The organism is Pantoea sp. S-LA4 (assembly GCF_054482835.1).
Genome location: NZ_JBTLRC010000002.1, coordinates 3,936,946 through 3,962,026, shown reverse-complemented (window position 1 = coordinate 3,962,026; position 25,081 = coordinate 3,936,946). Strand labels below are relative to the sequence as shown.

The 25,081-nt window shown below is 58.7% G+C and carries 15 protein-coding genes; 3 read left to right on the top strand and 12 right to left on the bottom strand.

Annotated features, from left to right (window positions below; genetic code table 11):
* Positions 1 to 51: 51 nt before the first annotated feature.
* Genes bcsC through bcsR form a run of 5 tightly spaced genes read right to left on the bottom strand, consistent with a single transcriptional unit; the run spans position 52 to position 9,333 of the window.
* On the bottom strand, positions 52 to 3,519 hold the full coding sequence (gene bcsC, locus ACX3P5_RS19410; protein ID WP_458969143.1) for a cellulose synthase complex outer membrane protein BcsC: 3,468 nt from the start codon (positions 3,517 to 3,519) through the stop codon (positions 52 to 54).
* Positions 3,512 to 5,800: a cellulose biosynthesis cyclic di-GMP-binding regulatory protein BcsB gene (gene bcsB / locus ACX3P5_RS19405; protein ID WP_458969142.1), complete on the bottom strand. Its 2,289-nt coding sequence runs from the start codon at positions 5,798 to 5,800 to the stop codon at positions 3,512 to 3,514. Before bcsB (ACX3P5_RS19405) ends, bcsC begins: the two co-directional genes overlap by 8 nt.
* 4 nt (positions 5,801 to 5,804) lie before the next feature.
* Positions 5,805 to 8,408: a UDP-forming cellulose synthase catalytic subunit gene (gene bcsA / locus ACX3P5_RS19400; RefSeq protein ID WP_458969141.1), complete on the bottom strand. Its 2,604-nt coding sequence runs from the start codon at positions 8,406 to 8,408 to the stop codon at positions 5,805 to 5,807.
* Positions 8,405 to 9,136, bottom strand: coding sequence for a cellulose biosynthesis protein BcsQ (gene bcsQ, locus ACX3P5_RS19395; RefSeq protein ID WP_458969140.1), 732 nt, complete (start codon positions 9,134 to 9,136; stop codon positions 8,405 to 8,407). Before bcsQ (ACX3P5_RS19395) ends, bcsA (ACX3P5_RS19400) begins: the two co-directional genes overlap by 4 nt.
* On the bottom strand, positions 9,136 to 9,333 hold the full coding sequence (bcsR, locus tag ACX3P5_RS19390) for a cellulose biosynthesis protein BcsR (protein WP_010257416.1): 198 nt from the start codon (positions 9,331 to 9,333) through the stop codon (positions 9,136 to 9,138). Before bcsR ends, bcsQ (ACX3P5_RS19395) begins: the two co-directional genes overlap by 1 nt.
* A gap of 200 nt (positions 9,334 to 9,533) precedes the next feature.
* On the opposite strand from bcsR, the gene bcsE reads away from it, so the two are divergent.
* Genes bcsE through bcsG form a run of 3 tightly spaced genes read left to right on the top strand, consistent with a single transcriptional unit; the run spans position 9,534 to position 12,918 of the window.
* Positions 9,534 to 11,069, top strand: coding sequence for a cellulose biosynthesis protein BcsE (bcsE, locus tag ACX3P5_RS19385; RefSeq protein WP_458969139.1), 1,536 nt, complete (start codon positions 9,534 to 9,536; stop codon positions 11,067 to 11,069).
* On the top strand, positions 11,069 to 11,257 hold the full coding sequence (gene bcsF / locus ACX3P5_RS19380) for a cellulose biosynthesis protein BcsF (protein ID WP_039390442.1): 189 nt from the start codon (positions 11,069 to 11,071) through the stop codon (positions 11,255 to 11,257). Before bcsE ends, bcsF begins: the two co-directional genes overlap by 1 nt.
* The gene (gene bcsG / locus ACX3P5_RS19375) at positions 11,257 to 12,918 is read left to right on the top strand and encodes a cellulose biosynthesis protein BcsG (RefSeq protein WP_458969138.1); all 1,662 of its coding nucleotides are present in this window, start codon (positions 11,257 to 11,259) and stop codon (positions 12,916 to 12,918) included. The genes bcsF and bcsG overlap by 1 nt, the downstream gene beginning before the upstream one ends.
* 128 nt (positions 12,919 to 13,046) lie before the next feature.
* On the opposite strand, the gene ACX3P5_RS19370 is transcribed toward bcsG, so the two are convergent.
* Genes ACX3P5_RS19370 through bcsO form a run of 7 tightly spaced genes read right to left on the bottom strand, consistent with a single transcriptional unit; the run spans position 13,047 to position 24,763 of the window.
* The gene (locus tag ACX3P5_RS19370; RefSeq protein WP_233985688.1) at positions 13,047 to 14,054 is read right to left on the bottom strand and encodes a glycosyl hydrolase family 8; all 1,008 of its coding nucleotides are present in this window, start codon (positions 14,052 to 14,054) and stop codon (positions 13,047 to 13,049) included.
* Positions 14,055 to 14,062: 8 nt separating this feature from the next.
* Positions 14,063 to 14,506, bottom strand: a complete 444-nt coding sequence (bcsD, locus tag ACX3P5_RS19365) for a cellulose biosynthesis protein BcsD (protein ID WP_061901880.1) — start codon at positions 14,504 to 14,506, stop codon at positions 14,063 to 14,065.
* On the bottom strand, positions 14,506 to 18,321 hold the full coding sequence (locus ACX3P5_RS19360; RefSeq protein ID WP_458969137.1) for a cellulose biosynthesis protein BcsC: 3,816 nt from the start codon (positions 18,319 to 18,321) through the stop codon (positions 14,506 to 14,508). The genes bcsD and ACX3P5_RS19360 overlap by 1 nt, the downstream gene beginning before the upstream one ends.
* An 11-nt stretch (positions 18,322 to 18,332) precedes the next feature.
* Positions 18,333 to 21,221, bottom strand: coding sequence for a cellulose biosynthesis cyclic di-GMP-binding regulatory protein BcsB (gene bcsB, locus ACX3P5_RS19355; protein WP_458969136.1), 2,889 nt, complete (start codon positions 21,219 to 21,221; stop codon positions 18,333 to 18,335).
* Entirely contained in the window at positions 21,218 to 23,329 is a 2,112-nt protein-coding gene (gene bcsA / locus ACX3P5_RS19350) for a UDP-forming cellulose synthase catalytic subunit (protein ID WP_233985692.1), read from the bottom strand. Before bcsA (ACX3P5_RS19350) ends, bcsB (ACX3P5_RS19355) begins: the two co-directional genes overlap by 4 nt.
* 49 nt (positions 23,330 to 23,378) lie before the next feature.
* Entirely contained in the window at positions 23,379 to 24,182 is an 804-nt protein-coding gene (bcsQ, locus tag ACX3P5_RS19345) for a cellulose biosynthesis protein BcsQ (protein ID WP_010671647.1), read from the bottom strand.
* Positions 24,173 to 24,763, bottom strand: a complete 591-nt coding sequence (gene bcsO, locus ACX3P5_RS19340; RefSeq protein WP_233985693.1) for a cellulose biosynthesis protein BcsO — start codon at positions 24,761 to 24,763, stop codon at positions 24,173 to 24,175. The genes bcsQ (ACX3P5_RS19345) and bcsO overlap by 10 nt, the downstream gene beginning before the upstream one ends.
* Positions 24,764 to 25,081 lie beyond the last annotated feature (318 nt).

Sequence of the window (25,081 nt, the reverse complement as noted above, 5' to 3'; positions counted from 1 at the left end):
ATAAACTGACTTTTTTACCGTCTGAAAAGTCCGGCTTTTTCCCGGTCGGGATTATTTGAAATCCGCATAAGGGGTCAGCGGCTGTGGCGGCATATCCAGATCCCCTTCCCAGCCAGCGGCAGAGTAACGCACGTAAATAAGCCCGTGACTTGGGGTATAGTCTTTCGCCTGTTGAATATCGACGCCCACCCCGATAAACCAGTCGGGCGTGATACGACGTTCAACCACGCCCTGCAGCGTATACCCGGTGCCGCTACCGGTGCTGCTGGCGGAAACGGGATTGCTGGCAAGGGTAAAACCGGGATTGACCGGATAGCGTTGCTGCGCATCGGTTTTCGAATGTGACCAGGAAACCGAGCCGCCCAGGTCGAACGACCAGTTTTCCGTACGCTGTCGCCAGGTGACCGGCACGGAAAAGGAGAGATACTGCTGCGGACTGTAGTAGCCGCCCTGACCGAAGGTGTAATCGCTGAGATCCTTCTGATAGTGCCAGAGCATGCTGTTCAGCCCGACGGTGGCCCGGCGATTATCGCTATTAATGAGCTTGTAGTAGTAGCCGGCCATTAAGCGCTCGCGACTGTTATCCGCAACGTTTTTACCGGTGATCTGATGCGCGCTGATGTCGCCCCAGACACCGTGCGCCCCACCCTGATCGTAACTCAGCCCGATGCTGCCACCCGTTGCCACTACGCCGCCCCAGCTTTTTCCACCGTTGGTCGCTGGATCGCGCGCGCCCGAATAGGAAAGCAGCGAACTGGCGATCGGCCGTCGCGAGGCGGTCAGCGTCACGCCAAGATCCCTGACGTCAGTTTTCCAGCTCAGACCGCCGGTCCAGTTGGTCACCTCAAAGCCCAGCGGCGTGGTACCCAGATCCGCTGACCAGCGGTCATTATGCCAGCCGATGCCCAGCGCGGTGCCCTCGGCGCGCTGACTGGCATCGCGGCTGCATCCGCCGGAACTGGCGTCGTCGCAGCTACCAAACTGCTCGTCGAAGCTGCCGTTGCGGGTGGAAAAACTCCCTGCCGAGACGTCCACCCGGTCGAGACGGAAAAAACCGCGTCCGTCGGCAAACGGACTTTCCGCCTGTAGCATGGTGGTATGGGCTGTAAAGTCGGAGACCCCAGCCGTACCCTTATTGCGCGAATAATCCTGCTGCACCGTCAGCGTGGTCTCACGCTGACGATAGAGATCGGCGGTGTCGCTGCGAATACTGCGCTTCAGCCAGTCATCCTGGGCCTGAGTGCGTGTCGCGCGGCTGATACTTTCGCCGCTGCCGATACCGCTGGCCGTCATCGCCTGACGATAATCCGCCAGTGCGATCTCTGGCTGCTGCTGTGCGCGCTCCAGCCGTGCCGCATCACGAAACACCAGTGCCTTATCCTGTGAAGGCGGCAGTGACGCAGCGCGCTGCTTCAGGCTGGCAAAGCGCACGGCAGCCTGCGTGGTTTCGCCCACCGCCTGCCATGCCAGCGCGGCGCGGCGATCGGCATTAAGACTATTGGGCTGGGCTGGCTGCTGCTCAAGTGCCTGCCGTGCTTCACCGGTGCGCTGGAGCGCGACCAGCGCTTCGATTCGTCCCAGCGCTGCGTCGCCGCTATCCGACTCGCGCGACAGCACCTGCTGATAGGTCTCCAGTGCCTGCTGCGCATCCCCGCGAGCCAGCGCCCAGTCGGCCAGCGTCAGGTCGCGTCGACTGGAAACCGGCTGCTGGTAAAGCAGCATCACCGCTGCCGGCTCCTGCCCTGCCGCACGAAGCGCTTCAGCGCTGGCAAAAATTTTATCCTGCCCGAGCCGGTCAGCCAGCTCATGCATATTGCTGTTCCACTGCGTTTCAGGCAGGCGATGCAGCGTTGCCAGTGCGGCGTCATCATTATCCCGGCTGGAAAGGTAGAGTGCGGCGGCGTAGACCGCAGTCGCATCTCCGGGATGCTGCTGTTGCAGCGTCGCGATCTGCGCATCCGCCTGTTGGGTGGCCCCACCGTCGCGTAGCGCGCTCGCCAGCCGATAACTCAGCCAGACGTCATCCGGCTGCAACGCCAGCGCCGCCCGATACTTCTCTGCCGCCTGCGGCCATTTATTCTGCCGGGCGAGCGCATCGGCCTCGGCGCGCAGACTGTCACTGCGTAGCGCGCGCAACGTTCCCGCCATCTCGCGCTGCTGCGCGGCAGGTAGCGTACTGATAAACTGCATTACGCGGGCAGGCGACTCGGCCTGATAAAGCCCGGCCAGGCGACGCACGGTGGTGGTGTTGGTCGCGTCAAGCCGCAGCGCATGCTGCCAGAACAGTTCGGCACCTGCCGCATCTTTGCGCGCCATCGCCACATCGCCCAGGCCAATCAGGGCATAGCTGTCGGTGCTATCAATTTTCTGTGCGGCGCGGTAAGCGCGTTCGGCTCCCTCAACGTCATGCTGCGCCAGCGCCTTGTCGCCCTTTTCGACCGCCAGCCAGTAACGGTTAGTCTGCAGCAGCGACTGCCATTTGCCGATCAACGTGCTCTGCTTGCCCGCCTCAACGGCGCGTTCCAGCCAGAGCACCGCCACGTCACGATGGCCGGCGCGTGCCTGAGTCTGCCCCATTGCACCCATCAATTCGGCGTCGTTGGGGTTATCCTTCACTGCCCGGCTAAGCGCTGCCATCGCATTATTGACATCGCCCGCCTCGACCAGCGCCAGGCCACGCATCCGTTCGCGATAGGCGGGATCGGCGAGCTGCGCCTGCTGCTTCGCCAGCACATCGGCTCCCTGCTGGTGTGCGTCGCCGTCGATAAAGACAGCCAGATAAGCCTTTAACTGCGCCACGCTGCTGTCGCTGACCGGCTGATCGTTGATTTGCTGCAGCCAGAGATCGGCGGCGGCGGCGCGTCCGCCGTTGCTGTTTGCCAGCTTTTTCAACTGCGCTATCGCCTGCGCCGGCTGCTGTTGATCAAATGCCATGCGTGCAATTTGCAGCTCAACCCCGATATTGCCCGGGTAGCGCTGTTCCAGCGCCTGCAGCTGCTGGTAAGCGACGCTCTCCTGACCGGGAATGCGTGCCAGCAGCCGCCAGTATTCCAGCGCCGTATTTGCATCCGGAAAAACCCCGCCGAACAACGCATCGTAAGCACTTTTCGCCTCCGCCAGGTGCCCCGAAGTGGCGAGCAGGCGCGCCTGCTGTAGCTGCTGCCGCCCATCCGACGACATCAGCGTCAGGCCGACGGCTGATTCACGCGTTGCGGCCGAGTCGGGCGCAACCTTTTTCAGCTGCTCCAGCAGCATCTGCGCTTTAGGGATATCGCCCTGACGCAGCGCCAGCCGCAGGCGAGCCGCCAGCACCTGCGGATTATCGGGATCGATCTTCTCAAGTCGGTAGAGCGATTGCTGCACCAGATCGTATTTGTTGGTCGACTCGCCGGTGCGTACCTGTGACAGCAACCATTCGACCGGCGACACCTCCGGTCCGTCGACCGGTGCAGTCAGCCCCGGCAGCGCACTCAGTGCGCCGAGCAGCATGCCTGCCCGCAGCACCCGGGCGTTATTCATCTTCATCCAGTAAACGACGACGGGTAATAATTCGCATCAGACGCCAGGTCATCAGCGCGAACAGCACCACCACAAAGAGTGCGCAAAGTGCCAGCCAGAAGGGATGGATTGAGAGTAGCGACCAGAGACGCTCCCACCACGGCAGATGACCAACGTAGTAGCTCTCTCCCACGCGCAGACTGTTAACCCCTGACTCGCGGATCACCACGGTGGAGCCAGACATCGTGCCACGCTTGCCGCTGTCACCCATCGCCTCGTTGAGCAACTGCCAGCTGCGCGGCGTGCCATCGGCGAGCAACGCGACAACGCTGCGCTGATCGTAAAAAGGTGACTGGAAGCCAATCACTGTTGCCAGCGGGCCGCGGGAGCTGATAGTCGTCGTGCTTTCTGCCGCCTGCTCGCGCTGACTTTGTGGGTTCACCTCCGGAGTGATCCGTCGCACAGGCTCTTTCAGCCAGCTGGCGGTAGCGTCAACCAGTGCAGGGATCTGCTGGTCATCCTGAAGATCTTTGGGGATGACGCCGATCATCAGCAGATCCACATCCTGCTTCTTCGCCGTGTCCCAGTCATCGGTCAACTGAACGCGCAGCGCCGGATAGCCGGTTTGCGCACCCATATTGCCCAACGTATTCAGCAGCGTGCTGACCTGTTCTGCATCAGGCTTTGGCGGCATCAGTACCAGGGTTTGCGCCAGATCGGCGTAGCGGCTGAACGGAAAGCCCGCATTCGCCCAGGCGCGCAGCGACGGCATTTCGATGTAGTGGCGATAGCCGGAAAAATCGATGCTGGAATTGTCGTCCACCACCACATGATGCGTAATCGGCGTTGCGGTTTCGCAGCGCCCATCCGCGTTGCCGCTGATGGTAATGTTGGCGTAATCAAAATCGAAGCGCAGCTGATTCACTACCCCGAGGCGCAGCGCCGGAATCAGCAGCTCATGGCTCTTGTCCAGCATTCCCTGTATCAGCGGAATATGCAGCAGCTGCTGACCCGTGGTGTTTTTCGGCGGCAGCGGATAATCCTGAATGAACTGATTATTCAGGTTGACCGCCAGCCGTGAGCCATCCGACTGGAAAGGCGCGGTATAGCGATAGCTCAGATCCATATCGATACCGCGCGCGCGAACCAGGAAGAGATCGGGCGGCAGATTGAGGGTCAGGCTGACGGGATTAGGCTGCACCCCATCAGACTGCAACTGATTCTCATATTGCGTCAGTTCGGCGAACGTGGTGCGGCGATCGGTTCGCACCCAGTTAGGTGCGTCATAGGCCTGGCGCGGGGAGAGCAGCTTAACGCTGTCGATGGTTGAGATATCGCCGCGCAGCAGCAGCTCACCCTGGGCGATACCCTGAACCGCCGTCAGCAGGTCTTCATCATTGCGTCCCAGAATCAGCAGCATTTTTTCATACGGATTATCGGGCTGGCTGACAATCTCTACTGTGGGTTTCGCCACCGGCGGCAGATCTTTCAGAAAATCCGGGCGCGCATCGTTGGTGGCAAACACCACCGCATGCTGCTGTTGCGGTAGCTGGTTATACAGCACCGGGAAACGCTGCCCGCGCCAGCCCGTTTTGCTGCCAAACCAGGAAGCAAGAATGGCGGCGGCCCGCTGCTGCGTGACATCCGGCTGGGCGCTGAACACCATCGGCAGGGTCAGCGGCCGCGTATCCCGCGAATCAAAAAAGGGTTCCGGAAAGTGAGAGAGGTCATTTTTCAGCGGCAGTTTTTGCAGCGTCAGATCGATGCCGCTCTGTTTGCCGATATCCAGCCAGATTGCGCTATTGGCAGGATTTTCACAGACGTTGGCGTAGTGGCCCACCAGCTCGAAACGCACGCGGTTAAAGTCGGCAATGTAACGCGGATCGATCGACAGCTGCGTCTGGGTCTCTTTACCCAGCTGTTCCGGCGTCAGGGTGATCAGACCGACCAGCTCATCATTGAGATAAACCTTCAGCTGCGACAGCGTCGGCAGCAGTGCGGGCGAAGGCCGAAAGCTGAGGTTCAGCAACGCGCGCGTCACCACCTCATCGCTGCGCACACCGAACTCAATCTGTCCGGTAGTGCGCGTGCCACGCAGCGTCATGCTGCCAGGCGGCGGTGCCAGCTGGGCAAAGCTCAGCTGGCTGTTCCGCAGCGGTGCGCCGTTATCCTGCGGTAAAGATTGCACAGGCGTTACACCATTGATGTTTGCGGGCACGTCCTCCTGCGCGGCGGCACAGCTTAACGTTGCACTGCCCAGCAGCAGAGCGGCAAACCACCTGTTTACTCTCGGTATCGTCATATCATCAACTCAATGCGTTTTTTGAAGCCGGCACACGTCCGATGCCTTGCGGCAACAGCGAGGCCAGCCAGCTCACCCCAACGGTAAGCAGGTTAAACAGCCGACGTAACTGCGGTGGGCCATATTCCGCCAGGCGCAGGTAACCTTTGAAGCCGAGGATCATGATATCGGCGAGGCTTTGCACCGGTTTATCTTCCGGAAAACCGTCCTGCCACAGCGCCCAGGTATCGGCGCGGGCGAAGGTACACTGGATAAATTCAATATGCTGCTGGGTGGTCAGCTGATGGAGACGCACGCCAGCACGGTGGCCAAAGACACGCTGCACCTGGCACGGAAAGCTGAACTCCTGCTGTCCACGACGCAGCAGCAGCCACACTTTTTCATTCTCCCGCAGCGCATCCGGCTCGCGCATCTCCAGCCCGACACCGCCGTCAGAGTAATCACGCAGCGTACAGGGCAGCATATGACCATCTTCGCGTGCAATGGCGGCCGGCATGGCGATCTCCACCCGGTGCGCCTCACGGATCTGCCGTGCTTCAACCGAAACCGCTACCGCACCGCCAAGAATAATCATGTTGTAGAGCACCCAAATCAGGCTCACCCATACCGTCAGTACCTCATTGGCCGGACCGTGCTGCATGCGCCAGAACGCCATCAATACCCCTGCGAGGTTGAGCAGCACCAGCAGCATATAGGGCTTGGTTATCACCCAGTCCAGATGCTGCTCCTCGACCAGCCCGCCTTTTGTGGTGACGTTAAACTTCCCTTTATGAGGATTGAACAGCGCCACGGTGGTAGGCCGGGCGATATACCAGGCCAGCACCGTCTCGTAGACCTCGCTCCAGAAAGAGTGTCGCCAGCGTCCCTGAATACGCGAGTTGGTGAGGCTGGTATGCAGCATATGGGGCAAAACATAAATGGCGATCGCCAGCGCAGGCGCGTAGATGATGTAGGCATGACAGAGCAGAAACGCCAGCGGCGCCAGCAGGAAGACCAGCCGCGGAATGCCAGAGAGAAAATGCAGCATGGCGTTGGCATAACAGAGCCGCTGTACCCACTTCAGCCCCTTACCAAACAGCGGGTTATCAAGGCGGAAGATCTGCACCATACCGCGTGCCCAGCGGATACGCTGTCCGATATGCGCTGACAGACTTTCGGTCGCCAGTCCGGCCGCCTGAGGAATGCGGATGTAGGCCGAAGTGTAGCCGCGCCGGTGCAGACGCAGCGAGGTATGGGCATCTTCGGTAACGGTTTCCACCGCAATACCGCCAATTTCATCCAGCGCGCTGCGGCGCAGCACGGCGCAGGAGCCGCAGAAAAAGGTGGCATCCCAGGTATCATTACCGTCCTGCACCAGCCCATAAAAGAGCGAACCCTCATTGGGCGTACGACGAAACCGCCCGAGATTGCGCTCAAACGGATCAGGCGAGAAGAAGTGATGCGGCGTCTGCATCATCGCCAGCCGGGGATCTTTGATAAACCAGCCCATGGTCATCTGCAAAAAGGCGCGCGTCGGTACATGGTCACAGTCGAAAATCACCACAAATTCGCTGCGGCAGTACTTTTTCAGCGCGTGATTGATGTTGCCGGCCTTGGCGTGCTCATGGGTGGGACGGACGACATAGTTGATACCCACGCTGGCGGCAAATTCGCGGAATTCCGGCCGGTCACCGTCGTCGAGCAGATAAATATTCAGGCGATCTTTCGGCCAGTCGATGCCCATGGCAGCGTAGATGGTGGGTCTGACCACGCTGAGCGGTTCGTTGTAGGTTGGCACCAGCAGATCGATGCCTGGCCACTGATCCCGATCGACAGGCATCGACACCGGCTGACGGTTAAGCGGCCAGAGCGTCTGAAAATAGCCCAGCACCAGCACCACCCAGGCGTAGGTCTCAGCCGCAATAAGCAGCAGACCAAACACCAGACTCAGCGGATCGTCCCAGTTCAGCGTCGAGGTATAGCGCCACCAGAGGTAGCGGCACGATACGGTCAGCGACAGCACAATCAGCATCATGGTCGGGAAACGCCCCGGGACGCGTCGTACCAGCATCGCCAGGCTCCAGAGCAGTACCACAAAGATAAACTGCGTCATCAGACCAAAGGGCTGGCTGATACAGAGCAGCGCCAGCAACGTGGCAAACAGGGCGGTGACGGCGAAGAGGCTGCGTCGCACCAGCGGCGACAGCCGCTTCAGCCACTGTTCGATGCGCACATCGATTCCCTGGGTCTGTGAGTGGGCAACGGCCCTGTCCAGCCAGCGGTAGCCATGGTGGCGCCAGCCAGACAGCGCACCGAGGCCACGGAAACCGCCACGAGCGCGATCGCTCTGCGGCAGGATCACCAAAAGCCACAGCGTCTGGATCAGATAGCGCAGGATATCCAGTGGTCGCGGCCGCTCCGGCGAAATGTGCGGATAGAGCCGGCGGCGCTGCTGAATAATCCGCTGCCAGCCCGGCGTTTCGAAGCGAAGCAGCATCAGGCCCAGCACCGACCAGAACAGATGGAGCGCACTGGCGAAGCGGGACGCGCCATTGCCTCGTGCGGTGGTGTAGCCCCTGTGCAGCGATTGCCAGGCGGGCGCGGTTAACAGCCAGCACAACGGATTCAAGAGCTCACTCCATTCAGATTGAGCAGCAGCCAGCTTGCCAGCGTGATGATCTCTTCACTGACCAACGCATGTGGCCGATATTCACCGACCGGCTGCTTCATCATCAGCGCTTCTGCCAGTGCCTCATCCCGGTGGATCAGCAGCGGGATCAGCGGATTCAGCGAGGCCATCCAGAGCTGATGCAGATCCTGCTGCAGACGGCTGTTGGCATTAAACTGATTGATAATAAAACGGGTGCGCGCCGGAAACTGGCGCTGGCTAAGCCGCAAATGGCAATTCGCGTCTGGCTGAGTGACGCACAACAGGCTGTCCAGCATCGGATAGAGCGTTTCATGCCAGGGCAGGGTATCGGCAGGCAGATCGAAAATAATCCACTGATAGCGCGCCCGCAGGTCCGGTAATGCCTGGAGCAGCGGCGAGGCGATCGCCTCATTCTGTCTGGCAATAGTCAAAGCATGCTGATGGGAAAGCACCCCGTGAGGCAGCAAATCAGGACCATCGGGATAGCGAAGCCCGCTGTGCTGCCAGTCACCGCCCTCACACAGTGCTTTCATCCAGCCATTATCCTGCTGAGCGGGCAGATTAAAATGCACGCCGAGCTGGCTGACCGGGGAGCCATCGATCAACAATACTCGCTCGCCGAGTGCCGCCAGCGCCCAGCCCAATCCGGCACAAAGAGAAGTCGTGCCGACGCCGCCCCGTACGCCCTGAAGCGCGATCTGCGGCATCAGCGATCGGTCTCAGACTGGCTGGCAAGGGTTTCCGCTAACAGCGGCCAGCGCGACACGATCGCTTTCAGACGCTCTTCCCGCGCAATGTCGACATAGCGGAAAGAGTGCAAAGAAAACGCATCACGCAACGCACTAATATCATCCTGACGATCGCCATCAGCGGCAACAGGGTTATAGAGATTGTGGTTTTTCATTACTGTTCGCCAAAAATAAAACAACGTCACACTCAGGATGACGGACTGGGCGTAAAGGAAAGTTGAAAAACATTTCCAGAAACGCGGCAATTGCAGAACAATGTGAGCCGGCCTGTGATTAGCAATGTTTAAATTTCTCAGGTTACATCCCGGCCTGTCTATAATAAGCTAGCCTGGACTGGAAAAATAACGAATTCAATATGAAAAATTCTTTTTCGCTGGGGCTGTTGCATGTTCAGCCTGAATTAACGGCATTGCAAACGCCTGGCTGTTATTGGGTGACCTGTGCGCGGCAGGATGATGCCCGCACTTTTATTCGACAGGTAATTTCACATCAGCAGGCCGTAACGCTGATCAGCGCTGACCAGCCGCCGCGTGATTTACTGACGCCCGATCCCATTGACGGACCCGATCGTATCCCGCTGTTTTCTCTTTCCAAAAGCAAAGGCAGTTTGTTGCAGCTGGAAAGTGATTTTCTGCGCACGCTCGGCAGTAAAAATGGGTTAGTGATATTTAATAGCAACGCAGCGCAATGGGATAAGCTTGATGACGCAGAATTATCCCGCTGGATAAAGGGCATGCGTCAGACGCTGCATAAAAGAAAGCTCACCCTTTTAATCGTGACCTCCGGCGCCACAATAATAAATCTGAGTAATCATCTTCAGCGTTATTTTCGTCAGCTGGATGGCGTTGCGCATTTGAGCTTTCAGCAGGATAGCTGGCAGTATCGAATTAACTGGTGGTATACCGCGGAACGCCTGCTTGCCGATCGGGCAATACGTCTGGGCTGTGAAAATGAACGCTTTTTTACCTTAAATGAAAAGCAGGAACCGCTGAGCCTCAACGACGAGCAGCATTATCTTGCGGACAACATCGTGCTCGAGGGCGCGCCGCCGCTTTCACGCCAGTGGCAACTGTTCGAGGATAATGAGCAGGTCTGGTTGCGGGCGCAGCAGGCCAATGCCGCAACGGTGATTTTCAGCCTGACCCGCAGCGAATATATCAACGAACTGGCGAAGATGGTGCACAGCCTGCGTCGTACACGCGGCAACGGCCTGAAAATTGTGGTACGCGAGATGGGTGCCAGCCTGCGTTATAGCGACGAACGTCTGCTGCTGGCCTGCGGTGTGAACGCCATCGTCCCGACCAACGCCACACTGTCGCGCTTTCTGACCACGCTGGAGGGCCTTCAGGGACAGGTGTTTAACCGTCGCGTTCCCGCTAGTCTTGAGGCGTTAACCGCTTCGTTGCAGCCTCTGCATGAGAAAGGCTACCTGCGTCTCGACGCCTTCTGTCAGTCAGTCGGCCAGTTGATCAGCAATACCCTGCTGCCGGAAAATGATAAGGGCCTGCTGGTCGCGTTGCGGCCGGTGCCACAGCTTAAGCCTCAGCAAATCCTGACGCTCTGTAAACCGCGCCGCTTTGGCGACCTGGTCACGGTGCTGGAAGATCGTGTCATCCTTTTCCTCTCTTCCTGTCGCTATAACGACCTTGATAAAGCATTGAAATATATCTTTTCTCTGCCTCGCGACGAGCTGTTTGCTAACCGGATGGTCTGGTTTGAGGATAATCAGATCCTCGCGGAAGTCAGCAATATCAAGAAACTGACGCCGATGGCAATTCAGGATCTGACTCCGGTATCAGAGACGGCCCGCGCCGCCGTTGAGAGCCGGCCTGAAACAGATGAACGCGCTGCACCGCAGCCCATCACTTTATTGCCGGAGAACAAAGCCTGATGAATCTGATGGATTGGGTACAAATTGCGCTACTTACTCTGGTTATCCTGCTGTTTTTAAAGCCGTTATATCAAAAATGGCTACCCCGTCGCTGGAACGGCATCATGAATCGCCTGTTGCCGGCTCGCGCGCTTAAATCGGAAGGTCACTGGCAGCGTCAATCCTCTGAAACGGATAGAAAAAATTAATGAATACTGATCAACCTGCGGCGGCCTCCTCTTCCCGCTTCTGGTCCTCCTGGCGTGGACTGGGCGGCTGGAATTTCTACTTTTTACTGAAGTTCGGCCTGCTGTGGTATGGCTATCTCAATTTTCACGCCCTGAGCAATCTGGTGTTTCTCGCCTGGCTGCTTTTTCCGTTACCCTCGGCGCGCCTGCATCGCATCCGCCAGTTGATCTCGATTCCGGTTGGCATCGCGCTGTTCTGGCACGACACCTGGCTGCCAGGACTCAGCAGCATACTCAGCCAGGGCGATCAGCTGGCGGGCTTCTCTGCGGCCTATCTGCTCGACCTGGCCGATCGCTTTATTAACTGGCAAATGGTGGGGGCCGCCTTTGTGCTGCTGGTTCTCTATCTGTTTGTTTCACAATGGATTCGCATCACGGTGCTGGTTTCCCTGATGCTGATCTGGCTTAACGTGCTGACGATTGCTGGCCCGGCGATGTCGCTGCTGCCGACCCGGACGGCCACGCCACAGGTCGTATTGAATCAGACGCCCAGCGGCGGCCAGCCAGCCGTCACGCCGGACGGTCTGGAGCAGTCTGCGCCGCCGACCAGCGCGAATCTCACCGCCTGGCTGAACCGCTTTCATGAAAGTGAACGCCAGCGCGTAACGCATTTTCCCGACAATCTGCCCGCCGATTCGCAGCCTTTCGACATCCTGGTGATCAATATCTGTTCGCTCGCCTGGTCTGATATGGATGCTTCTCAGCTGCGTAACCATCCGCTGTGGCAGCATTTCGACATCATGCTGAGCAATTACAACGCCGCAACCAGCTACAGCGGACCGGCAGGTATCCGACTGCTGCGTGCCAGTTGTGGCCAGACCTCGCATAGCGATCTCTATAAACCTGCCGATCCGCGTTGCTATCTGTTCGACAATCTGGCGAAGCTGGGCTTTAAAGAGCAGTTGATGATGGATCACACCGGCGTATTCGGTAACTACCTGAAGGAGGTGCGCGAAGGCGGCGATATTCAGGCACCGCTGATGTCACAGGCGGGTATCACACCAGAACTGACATCATTCGACGGCTCGCCGGTCTTCAACGATACGCAACTGATGCAGCGCTGGCTGGACGACCGCAGCAAAAGCAGCGATGCGCGCAGCGCCACTTTCTACAATCTGATCCCGCTGCACGACGGCACCCGCGAACTCGGCAGCACCAAAACGGCACCGTGGAAGCCGCGCGCGCAACTACTTTTCGATCAGCTTGATGCCTTTATGACGCAACTGGAGAAGTCGGGCCGACGGGTGATGGTAATGGTAGTGCCTGAGCACGGTGCCGCGCTGCAGGGAGACAAAATGCAGATGTCCGGCCTGCGCGATATTCCCAGCCCGGATATTACTCACGTACCGGTAGGCATCAAGTTCGTCGGGATGAAGGCGCCGCATCAGGCTCAGCCATTGAACATTGATGCGCCAACCAGCCTGCTGGCCTTATCAGAGATTGTGTCGCGCGTCGTAGATGGGCAGGTTTTTAATGCCCCGAATGTGAATATGTCGGTGCTGACTGACAAGCTGCCACAGACGCCGGTGGTGTCGGAAAATGACGGTGCGGTGGTGATGATGTATCAGGGCAAACCCTGGATCAGGCTGAACGGCGGCGACTGGGTCGCCTATCCGCAGTAACGCGTAACCGCCGGGCTGCAGAGCCGTGACCCGGCAGTTAAAGGCGGAGCAGGCGAGGCGCCTGCTCCCTGTTGAGCGCGTGGCTGTCGATGGCAGAACAGCGGCCAGCGCCGCCATTCTGCCGGTTATCAGCGCTTCTCCTGAAACGCCTGCCAGGTCAGCAACTGCAGACTGGCAGAAAAGTAGTTCTGATCCGCAGCCAGCTTATCGCTCAGATAGCCGGTTTCATTCAGCGTCAGGTCACGTACCGCCAGCAGTCCGCCCTCAAGATGGTAAGGTGCAGGGGCATTCGCCAGCACGTCGAACCAGGCGGGTGTCAGCATGCGGCTGTAACCCTGCCAGACGCGCTGAAACGGCACCAGTGCCAGGCTGTGCGGGTCATACCACCAGATGTTCAGCGGCACGCGAATCGCATCGTAACTGAAGCGGTTCGAATAACCGACGGCCGGGGCAACCGAACCGTCGGCATTCAGTGCGACCCAGTCCATTGGCAGCCCGGTTTTACCAAAGCTCAGCTTACCCAGCAGATCAAAGCCATCGTTAATCAGCTTATCCCAGACCTGAAGATGGCTGTGTTCACCAAACTCGCGCCACGCCTGAAACAGGAAGTAAGAGGGATTGAGCACCACATAACTGACTTTGTTAAAGCCCTGCGCACCCGGCAGCATCACGGTGTGGCCGCCAAAGCTCGTGACATCCAGCCTGATGATGGCGCGCTGAATACGGTCAGATTCCTGCTGGTAGCTCTCCACCTGCCATTTCTGTGCAGCACGCTGTAGTGCCCAGGCCAGCAACACATCGCCATCCGAGGCGTTATTTTTGTCGGCGACCGGGTTGTCACTGCCTGGCACGTAGCGCCAGTAGAAGAGATCGGTCTGCGGATTACGCAGCTGGCTGCGCGTCCACTGCCACAGCCGATCGAAGGTGGCGCGATCGTTGTTGGCCACCGCCAGCAACATGCCATAACCCTGACCTTCGGTGTGGCTGACGTTGTTATTGGCGGTGTCAGTGATCCGCCCTTCTGAGGTCACAAAGCGACTTTTAAAAGTCTCCCAGCCGCTGGCATTGGCCTGCGCGCTGCAGGCCAGCAGTAAAACAGAGCAGAGCCAGACCCGCCAGAGTGGATTACGTTTCATTTCCGATCCTATTGATATCGATAGTGCAGCGTGCTGCCATCGTTGAGTTCAAGCGTAACCGGCACAATGCTGCTGCCGCCCTGGCCCTGCAACCAGCCCGAAAAAAGTCCGGCCATCACCGCACCAAACGCCGCCTGCCAGTCAGCCGGAGAGTGGGTGTTGTCGCCTGCCGGTAAGGCGTGATACGCAATCAGCAGCGCCTTCTCTTCCGGCTGAAGCTGCACAAACCCCCAGTTAAACCGCGCCAGTTGCAGATTGCACTCGCGCTCCAGATCCTGCACGGTACGCGACTCTGGCAAAGGATAGCGGGTCGCCAGCGACTCCCCCATCTTATAGAGAAAGGCTTCCGCCTCCTGCTGACCAGCGTTGGCGATCATCCCGTCAATCAGCACGCTGACCAGGTCAAACCAGCCCGGCTGATAAGGATGCGATACCCCCGAATGCTCACTCATTACTTCTCTCCGAACAGGTAACGGACATAGAGCTGCGCGCTGCTTTCGTTGTAGTCACCAAAGGTGTCATAACCCAGCTGGCCGCCAATCGTCACATCTTTATTGAGTTTGTAGTCCGCCCCGGCGTGCAGGTTGTAGCCGATGCCGTTTTTGCTGCTGCCTGAATAGTAAGCGTCTTTCACGCTGCCGCTGGCGGCAAGGGATTCCAGCTCTGACTGCAGGCTGGCATCCGCCGGGAAGTACGCGCTTTTATCCTGACTGTAGGTCTGATAACCGGCTGCACCGCCAATATTGACCTTCAGATCGTCAAATGTGCGGGAGAACTCAATCGGGAAGGAGACCGACGCATAGTTCTGCGGGCTGAAGTAGCCGCCCTGACCGTAGCTGAAATAGCTGAGGTTTTTCGAGAAGTCCATCCATGACAGACTCATGCCCACTTTCAGCTCGCGATCGTCAGTGTGGAACGGACGGAGGTAGGCGCCGGCCGTCGCCTGCAGGTTGTTGTTGCTGGCGACATTCTCGCCAAGGTAGCTGTACGCGCCCGCACCGGCGTAGAAACCCGCATCGCCATTGTCGTAGCTTAACAGGGCGTTAGCGCCGTTTTTGGTGACGCGTCCCCAGCGTTTGCCGCTGGCTTTATCTTCTGCGCCGACGTAAGAGAGCAGGCTGTCGGTAATCGCGCGACGTTCACCGGTCAGGATCAGCGTCAGGAAGTCGGTGAGTTTCGGTGACCACTGCACGCCACCAACCAGGGTACTGAGATCCTGGCCCAGCGGCGTACTGCCGATATCCACTTTATAGCTGTCGCCCTTCAGCGCCAGATTCAGCTCCACGCCCGAAGCGGTTTGCGAATCGGTGGTGGCGTTCGGCAGGTCATTCACCGTTGCACCGCCTGCGGCCACTACCCTGCCCTGACTCAGCGCATTGGTGCCGAAACGACGCCAGGCATCGGCTGCGCCACTGCCCGCCGTAAGTGACACCGGCGTGGCGGTAAAGTCGAAGCGCGCCGTTTCAAACGGCACGGTAGAGAAGGTCAGCGGCGCTTTGGCTTCCGTCAGCTTGCTCAGGCCCGACTCGCCGTCACGCCCGCGCACCTGCACCATGCCCTGACTCCAGCTGCCGGTTTTCTCCTGCAGCGAATCCATCATGGTGTCGACATCGTGCAGAATCTGTGACTGCCGGGAAACAGTTTCGCTGCCCGCGGCCGGTTCACCCTGCGTTGTCACGCCAGCGGCAACGCCCGCAGGTGCCGCCTGCCACGGCAGCACGGTGCCGTAGCTGGATGGTGAACGTCCCACCGGCGAAGTATCACGGTTGATAAACGGATTATCCGCCAGCGCCAGTCCACCCACGGTCGGCACGCTGCCAGGCTGCGCGCCCTGCAGGCCAATCAGCTGACCGCGCGCTGAACGCAGATAAGCCATCGCCTGAGAATGCTCGCCATTGGCTTCCGCCACCCGCGCCAGCAGCAGCAGACGATCCGGTGTCTGAGTCGTACTGTTAAGGCCGCGACTCAGCTCATTAGCGCGCTGCACATTGTTCTGCGCCAGCGCGACGTTGATGGCCCCGACGCGCGCATCCTGCGTCGGCGTATCCTGGGTCATCAGGTAGTCATAGACCACGCCCGCATCGCGGTTCATCTTGCCGTCCTGGTAGAGACGGGCCATCGAGAACATCAGATCGCGGTTCTGCGGGTCCTGCTGCAGTGCACCAATCAGCTTGTCATACGCCACCGCGTACTGACGCTGCTGTCGCAGGCGATCCACTTCGTTAATCAGATAGCCATTGCGAATACCGGCCAGCTGCGTCGGCGTACTGCGCGCCTGCAGTTCCGGGTTGCTGAGGAAACGCTGCGCCTCACTGCCGAGGCCCGCCTGATTCAGCACCGTCATCTGCGCGGCATAATCGCCCGCATTGCCCTGCACGCCACGCTGCAGGTTAGCCCGCACCACCGAAACGGCGCTGGTGAGATCGCCCGCCTGCGCCAGCTTCTGCGCCAGGTTTCCGGCATCAACCGGGTTGGTGGGTGGATTAACCGTGAGCGCCTTCAGGGTATTGGCGGCGGCAGCCGTCGCGCCCTGCGCCAGATACTGGTCGGCCGTGCTCATCTGCAGATTGAAATTAACCCGCTGCGCCAGTTCACGCATCGCCGCCGTCTTCGCGTTAGCGGGAATGCGCGACAGCAACGTGCTGGCCTGTTGCCAGCCGCCGCTTTCGCTGGCGTTAAGCGCACCGGCATACAGTTCGCTGGTGCTGGCCCCGTTACGCATCACCGGCTGCATTACGTTGGCCGCCTGCAGCGTGTCGCCCTGCTGACGGTAGAGCCGGGCTAAATCGAGCCGCAGCCAGCCATCCGTGGGATAGCGCTGAATACCCTGCTGCAGCGTCGCGATGGCAGCGGCATTGTTACCGGCCGCCAGTTGACGCTTCGCCTGCTGACGCAGCGCATCGGCTTCATTGGCCCGTGGCGTGACGCTCTGGCGCACGCTGTCCGGCAGTGCCCCCAGCAGCGTGTTAGCTTCGGCGCCCCGATTCTGCTGACGCAGAACGTAGAACAGCCCCTCTTTGGCGCTGCGGTTATCCGCATCGCTTTGCAGAATAGTGCGATAGAGTTGCTCCGCCTGCTGCGGCTGATTGGTGCGGCGCAGCACGTCGGCGCGAAACAGTCTGGCGGCCAGCCCTTTTTCGCCGTCAGCCTGCACCAGCGGTTCGCTTAATGTCAGCGCCTGCACCGTGTCTCCGCTTTTCAGTGCCTGCTGGGCGCTGGCCAGCTGTGCATAAAAACGCGCATCGTCAGCCTGCTGCTGACGCGATGAACCCTGATCGCCGCCGAGCTGAGCAGACCGCTGCAGATAATCCGCCGCTTCCTGATAACGTCCGGCTCGCTGGGCCACATAGCCCATGCCCGCTAACGCATCGGCATCCTGCGGATTCGCGCTCAGTACTTTTTCAAAGCTGGACTGCGCACCGCCGACGTCACCGCTGTTGAGCGCGCTGAATCCGGCCCCTTTTTCTGCGCCGCCGACGTTTTTACGGTAGTAGTCGATCACCGCTGAATCCTGCGGATGACGTTGCTGCCAGGTCTGATAGAGCGCCGCATCTGACGGCTGTGGACCGAGCCACAGCAGCGCCTGACGCAGTGAGCGGTCGGCATCCTGATTACCGCTCGCCAGCGAACTCAGCACCTCAATGCCTTCGCGACGGGTCGGTTCCTGATAGGTCAGCGCTTTACCCAGCGCCAGCCGCGCGCCGGTGTCCTGCGGATGCTGAGCCGCAAACTGGCGCAGTGCCTCAACCGCCTGCGGCAGCAGCGTACGGTCGCCCGCCATAGTGAGGTAATATTCTGCCGCGACGCTGGGTGGCGGCTCATTGCCGCTGAAGGTGTTGCGCCAGGTCTGTAACGCCGCCGGAATGTTGCCGCTGCGCGCCTGCTGACGCGCCAGCGCAAGCTGCGCCTGCGGAATGGTCTGCATCTGGCGCGCATTATCCAGCTCGCCGAGGTGTGGATCGTTGGGGGAGACATGGCTCAGCCGGGCGCGATACTGCGCCGCCGCCGCAGTGTCGCCGCCCTGCTGTGAATAGAGCGCCAGCAGGTAGAGCGCCTGAGTGTTGTTGGGTTCAACCATCAGCACCTTTTGCAGTGAGGCTGTCGCCAGGTCGTCATGCGCTTTCTGATGCCAGTAAGAAGCCTGATCGAACAGCGCCTGCAGCGCCGGGTTGGCGCTTTCCGCCGCCAGCAGCGGCTGTGACAGGGCCAGCGCGCTGCCCAGCAGCAACGCCTTACGGATACCGGCACTTAACAGATTTTTTTTCATTGTTATTATCCTTACTTCCTGCCGGAATCACGATCGGGCTTCGGGTTCAGACGCCGCCAGGCATGACGCTTCAGCATCACCCAGGCCGCACTGCCCACCAGCGCGGAGAGCAGCATCGCCGCCACCGCCAGCAGTACCGAGTGCTGGTTGGCATACCACACCACCATCATGTACCAGGGCAACTCACCGCTGGGGAACTGCGCGCCGACGCGGAAACTGCGAATGCCGTTTTCATCGGTAATAATCGCGGTATCGCCACGAATGCCGGCGTTAATCTGCGCCGAACTCAAATCGTTATGCAGTCGCAACAGCTGATCGTCGCTGGTTGCCACCGTCATCACCACCAGCCGATCGCGGTTCCATGGCGATCGGTAGCTGAGGAAGCCTCGCCACGCTTCGTTGGAGGAGAAGTAACGATCGGCATCCAGCTGCTGACGACTCCAGTCACCGGTCAGCCAGCCGCGTAATTTTTCCAGCGTGTCGGGCTCTTTCACCCCAAAGGTGCTGCTGGTGGCGTCATAAGGGGAAGCCGCCAGCATCGCCTGATTAAAAGCGCTGTTGCCGGTGGTGCTCACCGCCAGCAGATCGCTCTGCTGTATGCGCGCCAGATGGGTGCCGCCGCTGGGCAGGCCAAACAGTACCTGATTCTGTGTCAGCGCCAGACCGGTGGCTTTACCAGCCCGCGCCGCCAGATCCAGTAGCGTTGACAGTTCAGCATCGCTGGGCGTTTCCGGCAGCAGCAGCGTGGTCTGGCTGAAATCGGCCAGACGTGAGAACGGAAAAGAGGCACCCACAAAGTAAGAGAGGTTCGGCAGCATGCTGAAGTGACGGGTATGGCTCAGATCGATCCATGAGTCCTCTTCAATCCGGCTTTTGATATTGTTGTTCAGTAACACACCGCAGGGCGCATCAGCCCGCGGTTTGATATTGAAGTAGAGCGCCAGCTGGTTATCGCCATAGATCAGGTAGGGTTCGAGATTAAGCTGATACTGCTCCTGACGCGCATCACCGCCCAGACGGTGCCAGGCGTTCTCCAGCAGGCCGACTTTGTTCACCGTCAGATTGCGCAGAAAAGTACCGTTGAGCATGACGTTAAGGAAAGAATTATCCTCATCGATCCAGCTTTCGGACGGGAAGCGATAGTGCAGATTGACCGGCACTGTGTCGCCATCCCACAGGAACAAATCAGGCGCGGCGCGGAAATTAACACGCAGCGCATCATGCCAGATGCCGCTGCTGGTCAGACTCTGATCTTTACGCAGCAGTTCGCTCAGCCGTACCGGGCGGTCAGTGTTAATCCAGCGTGGTGCATCGTAAGGTTTGCGGTTTGCAATAGTCTGCGCAGGGACCTGCAGTTGACTCTCATCAGTCGTCAGTGGCTGCGTCGTCAGACGGTTCGCCGCCTGACGCAACTGCTCCTCATTGTTGCCACTGACCAGCAGCAATTTGTAAACCGGATTATTGGGATTATCCACCACCTGCAACATCGGACCGTTACTGGCCGGGAAAGTCAGGGTGCCGATCCGGTCACCAGGATGACCAAACAGGATGCCGTTTTGTTCCGGCAGTTCGCCGCGCACCACCGGGAAACGGATGCCGCGATAATCACTCTGAATGCCAAGCCAGGATGCCACCAGTGCCGCCGCGCTGACGGCATCGGCTGAAACATTGCTGGCAAATCCCACCGTCACGGTGGACGCCGTCATCCGCTGAGGATCCAGGAAGGGGCGCGGGAAATTACGCAGGCTGGTGCCGATATTGAGCTTCTGGCCCTCAAGGTGCAGCGACGTGTTCGGCAGAATGGTGACCTGATACTGCTGTGCGCTCTCTCTTTCACACAGCAACTTGTCCGCATCATTGATTTTAAAACTCAGGTTATTCGCCGACACCACCATCGCCGCCGGAATATCCAGCTCATAGTCGCTGACATCGCTGTCCGTCGCACTCAGCGGCAGCGTGCCGAGCGGCTGACCATTCAGCATCAGCTGCAGCGACGTATTGCGTGCCGCCAGCGCAGCAGAGACGCGCAGCGTCAGATTAAGTCGCGCATTGGTGATGACTTCATCGCCGGGCAGGGTGAAGGTGATACCCGACTGAAGCTGACCGCCGGTCAGCGTGATGCCGCGCGACTGGCCCATCTGGGCTACTGAAATAGCACTACTGATCGGCTGATTGATGGCAGCCGCGATCGGCGGCTGCGCTTCTGCAACCGGCGCAGCTACCTGACCTGGCGCGTAGGGCAGCGCACTGGCGGCCGCTTCCAGCGCGGGATCGGCACTGCTCAGGCCTTGCGGCAGGGGCACCGCGGACAGCGCGCTGCTGTCCTGGGTCACAGCGCCGGTGGCGGCCATCGGCGCGGTGGTCTGGGCAGAAGCCGCCGCCTCACCGGTCGATGACGCGGTCTGAGGCGTTGAAGTCGCGTCACCGGTCACTGAAGATGGCTGAGTTTGTGATGTCGCCTCGCTACCTGGAGCGTAAGAGGCGTTCACCGCGGGTGCCACGGCATTGGGTGATGCACTCTGTGGCGCCGATACCGGTGCAGATTCTGCGGACGGTGTCGCAGATGGCGCATTTGCCGCTGGTGACACGGACGGCATTGCAGACTCTCCACCGCTGACCGGGACCGCTACCTGGTCTGAACCTGCCGTCTGGCTGGAACCCTTATTCATGGCTGCCACAGATGCCGCATCGCTGGCCGGAGCCTGATTTGTCGCGGGTGCAATGACGGTGGCATCGGCAGGCTGCGTGGTGGAAGCAGCATCAGGCGGCGTCGGGGCTGAACTGTTTACCGGCGCAGCACTGCTGTTATCAGTAGCAACCGGCGTTTCCGCGCCAGCGGGCGTCAGCCATAACGCTGCGGTCAGTGAACTGACCAGCAAAGTTTGCGTCAGGATCTTCATGCCGCCCCATCCTTTTTCGCCGCCGCGGCAACCGGGTCGACATTTTTACGTTTATCGTGGCGGCCTTTCCAGGTCAGCCAGAACAGCTCAAAGACGGTACGGATAATAGTGCCTAGCGAAATCAGCGGGTTGTCCTGCTTATACTCCGGCTGAATCCAGGCATCCGCACGAGCCAGCACCACACGGACCAGTTCGCGACGTCGCGCCAGCGGCATCGCCTCAAAGCGCAGACGGATGCTCTCATCATCGCCGGAAATCTGACTGACCGGGATAGTGATCGCGCCGGATTTCAGCAGCAGATCAATCTCTTCAATCTCATCAGTTTCATGACGTCCATCGGGTGCATCAAGCTGCGCGCCGCCCATCGAAAGGTTGCTGGTCTGGGTGCGCGATGAAATGCCGCTGGCGTAATGAATAATCGCCGGGATTTGCACCTCAACACGGATGGTTTTTCGCACCTGCTTGGTTTCGCGCGCCACGGCAATCGCCGCCATCAGAATGATCAGGCTGAAGATCGCCCAGCCGACGTTGAGCGCGATAACGTAAGGATCGACGCCAAAATAGTCATGCATCACCGCACGCACCACACCGGCTACAATGCCAATGCCCAGCAGCAGCGCCACAATCACATGTGGACGCACGATGTGGAAATCGAAGAAGCCCTGATCCAGCACGCCGCCTTTATCGGTCACGTTAAACTTGCCATGTTTTGGCGACAGCAGGGTCAGAATGGTCGGGATCACCAGATGGAAACACATCACCGTCTCATAAATCTCACCCCAGAAGGTGTAGCGGAAACGGCCATTCATCCGCGAGTTAACATAAAGCGACATCACCAGATGCGGCAGCACGTAAGCAAAAATCAGCGACGCGGAGGAGTGGATGATATTGAGATTAAACAGCAGATAGGCCAGCGGTGCCGTCAGAAAGGCGACACGCGGCAGACCAAACTGGAAGTGCAGCATGGCGTTGAGGTAACACAGGCGCTGCTGCCACTTCAGGCCACGGCCAAACAGCGGGTTATCGACGCGGAAAATCTGCGTCATGCCACGCGCCCAGCGGGTACGCTGAATGATATGCAGGCCCAGACGTTCTGTTGCCAGACCGGCAGCCAGCGGGATCGACAAAAAGGCTGAGCCCCAGCCCAGTCGCTGCATTTTCAGGGCGGTGTGTGCATCTTCGGTCACGGTTTCAACGGCAAAACCGCCAATCTCTTCCAGCGCTGAACGACGGATAACCGCACAGGAGCCACAGAAGAAAGTGGCATTCCAGTTATCGTTACCCTGCTGCACCGGGCCATAAAACAGCGAGCCTTCATTTGGAATGCTGCGTGCGGCGCGCAGGTTACGCTCAAAGGGATCGGGAGAATAGAAGTAGTGCGGCGTCTGTAGCAGCGCCAGCTTCGGATCTTTCAGGAACGGTCCGACCGTCGCCTGCAGGAAGGTGCGCGTCGCCACGTGGTCGCAGTCGAAGATGCAAATCAGCTCACCTTTGGTGATTTTCATCGCATGGTTGAGGTTCCCGGCTTTGGCATGTTTGTTGTCGTCACGGGTGATATAACCCACGCCGACATCCGCCGCAAAGCGGGCAAACTCGCTGCGCTTGCCATCATCCAGCAGATAGACCCTGATTTTGTCACGCGGGTAGTCGATGCACTGCGCCGCGAGTACGGTGTCGCGCACCACATCAAGACTTTCATTGTAGGAAGGCACATAAATATCGACCGTCGGCCACAGGCTGGTGTCGTCCGGTAAGGGTTCAATCGTGCGTTTTAATGGCCAGGTGGTTTGCAGGAAGCCAAGAATTAAGATCAGCCAGACGTACAGCTCCGCCAGATACAAGCCAATGCCTAAGATAGCTTCTACTTCGGAATTAAAGTGCAACGTCTCGGTGGTCCGCCACCAGATATAGCGGCTGGACATCAGCGCAGAGAGAATCACCATCACCACAGTTATTTTGCGGCTCTTGCTGAAACCCAATAAAAACATCATGCCGATGCTGATCAGACCAAAAATATACTGTTTCTGGCTGTCCATTGGCGTAATGATGATCACCGCGGCAACGGGTGCAAGCACCAGCAGCAGCAGGTAAAACCCGATTTTACTCATGATTCACCCTGAGAAGAGCTGTGTAAGTCAGTCGCCTGGCGGAAGCCGACTAAAAGTGGTTTGTGCGGATGGGAGCCTGAACTTCGCCATTACCCACGGTGATATTCAGAATGCTGCTGACCCTTTTCGCGATCAGTTCAATATCAAATGCCGCTGCGGAGGCGGGACTGAAATCGTAAACAGACTGCTGCGAAGCATTGGCTTCACCCACACTTTCATCACGGTGAACCACGCCCAGTAAATTATCGCCCAGGCGCTGCTGCATAAATGCGGTGACATCGCGATTGATATTCCGGCGGTTGTCACACTGGTTAAGGATAAAATAGTGACCCTGCTTATTATTGAGAGGTTTACCGATCATCCGGTTCTCTTCAATCTGCGGTAATAACGAGACTGATGCGGTATCGGCTAACATCACCACTAAATGCATATCGGCCAGCGCCGTCATTGCTTTAAGGGCGGGGCCTGGGCCAGGCGGGAAATCAGCCACGATCACCAGGCCGGGATAATTGAGCACCGTATCCAGACCGCGCTTAATAAAGTGGGGATCTTTCATCAGGTTCTCTTCGAACCGTTCACGCTGCGGCTCCGTGACGTCGCCATAGGGCAGCACAAAGATATTGCCGCCGGTGGTAAGAATCGACTGGCTCCAGTCCGCCTGCTCTTCTGAGCGCGCCACAAATCCGCGGCCATCATGAAGCGGCACGCCAAAGTGAAGACGCAGTGCATTCTGCACATCAAAATCAATCGCCAGAACTTTGCTACCGGAACGCGCCAGACTCCAGGCCAGATTCGCCGCCAGCGTGGTTTTCCCCACGCCCCCCTTCGGCGAGCACACACAAACTAATGGCATAGCGCAATCTTCTCCAGTAACGGTTTGAGTAAGGTTTCTTTCGGCAGATTAATCTCGCGCGAGCGGAACAGCGCACCAAATCGTCCTGGCTCAGAATGGGTGGCGGTGGGTGCGACGACGGGCTGAAGATCCGCCACGGTGGCAGGCCGGACAGGCTCAGCACGCAGCATGGTCGCAGGCTCAGCCACAGCCACTTTTTGCAGCGGTGGCGGTGGCGGAAAGAGTGATGAAGGGCCGCGTTCAGTCGTGCTGGTTGCTGGCAGGTTATTGCCTGACAGGCTATCGAGAATCGAGGTGCGGGCTGCCATTGCCGGTTGCGCAGTGAGTGCGGCATGTCGTGCCGGTGTCCCAGCCGGTGGAGCCGTGAACTCATCACCACGCAGCGGCTGAGGTTGCGGCAGGTCAATACGCTCGCCGCCGCCAAACGGGGTCTGATGTTCTTCTTTCGCCAGCTGGCGAATCAATGCCCATTTACTGTGTTCCGCCGCCTCCTGCGTCTGGCCAGACATATCTTTAAAGTCGATGTCGAGCGTTTGCGTTTTCTCTTTAAAACGCTGCAAATCATCGTAATTATTCTTCATTGGCCATGGCCTGCAACAAGGTGGGAATTTTCCTGGAATATAGCACATCCGCTTAAACTCGGTGAGAAAAATCTGATTACAAAAACAGCAAATTCAATAAAATAGTTTAATCAAAAAGATTCGATCGTGGCGGTAAATAGCCGATGACGGGTGCTTTTGGTCGGAAATTAATAAGTCAGGCTTACGTGAAATTGTTTCGCCCGATTGTTACATTTATTCGATCCGGTTAACTCATCTTACGCATGGCACAACCAGCGTGGTTAAGATGAGATTAATCCCCGTTGCTGACGAAATCCTTCACCTGATCTGACGCTGACG

Excerpts from the sequence above, each read along its gene's own strand:
- ACX3P5_RS19370 (WP_233985688.1), bottom strand. The coding sequence starts at position 14,054 with ATGAAACGTAATCCACTCTGGCGGGTCTGGCTCTGCTCTGTTTTACTG.
- bcsC (WP_458969143.1), bottom strand. The coding sequence starts at position 3,519 with ATGAATAACGCCCGGGTGCTGCGGGCAGGCATGCTGCTCGGCGCACTG.
- bcsR (WP_010257416.1), bottom strand. The coding sequence starts at position 9,333 with ATGAAAAACCACAATCTCTATAACCCTGTTGCCGCTGATGGCGATCGT.
- bcsQ (WP_458969140.1), bottom strand. The coding sequence starts at position 9,136 with ATGCCGCAGATCGCGCTTCAGGGCGTACGGGGCGGCGTCGGCACGACT.
- bcsB (WP_458969142.1), bottom strand. The coding sequence starts at position 5,800 with ATGACGATACCGAGAGTAAACAGGTGGTTTGCCGCTCTGCTGCTGGGC.
- bcsO (WP_233985693.1), bottom strand. The coding sequence starts at position 24,763 with ATGAAGAATAATTACGATGATTTGCAGCGTTTTAAAGAGAAAACGCAA.
- bcsF (WP_039390442.1), top strand. The coding sequence starts at position 11,069 with ATGAATCTGATGGATTGGGTACAAATTGCGCTACTTACTCTGGTTATC.
- bcsA (WP_233985692.1), bottom strand. The coding sequence starts at position 23,329 with ATGAGTAAAATCGGGTTTTACCTGCTGCTGCTGGTGCTTGCACCCGTT.
- bcsB (WP_458969136.1), bottom strand. The coding sequence starts at position 21,221 with ATGAAGATCCTGACGCAAACTTTGCTGGTCAGTTCACTGACCGCAGCG.
- bcsE (WP_458969139.1), top strand. The coding sequence starts at position 9,534 with ATGAAAAATTCTTTTTCGCTGGGGCTGTTGCATGTTCAGCCTGAATTA.
- ACX3P5_RS19360 (WP_458969137.1), bottom strand. The coding sequence starts at position 18,321 with ATGAAAAAAAATCTGTTAAGTGCCGGTATCCGTAAGGCGTTGCTGCTG.
- bcsG (WP_458969138.1), top strand. The coding sequence starts at position 11,257 with ATGAATACTGATCAACCTGCGGCGGCCTCCTCTTCCCGCTTCTGGTCC.
- bcsQ (WP_010671647.1), bottom strand. The coding sequence starts at position 24,182 with ATGCCATTAGTTTGTGTGTGCTCGCCGAAGGGGGGCGTGGGGAAAACC.
- bcsD (WP_061901880.1), bottom strand. The coding sequence starts at position 14,506 with ATGAGTGAGCATTCGGGGGTATCGCATCCTTATCAGCCGGGCTGGTTT.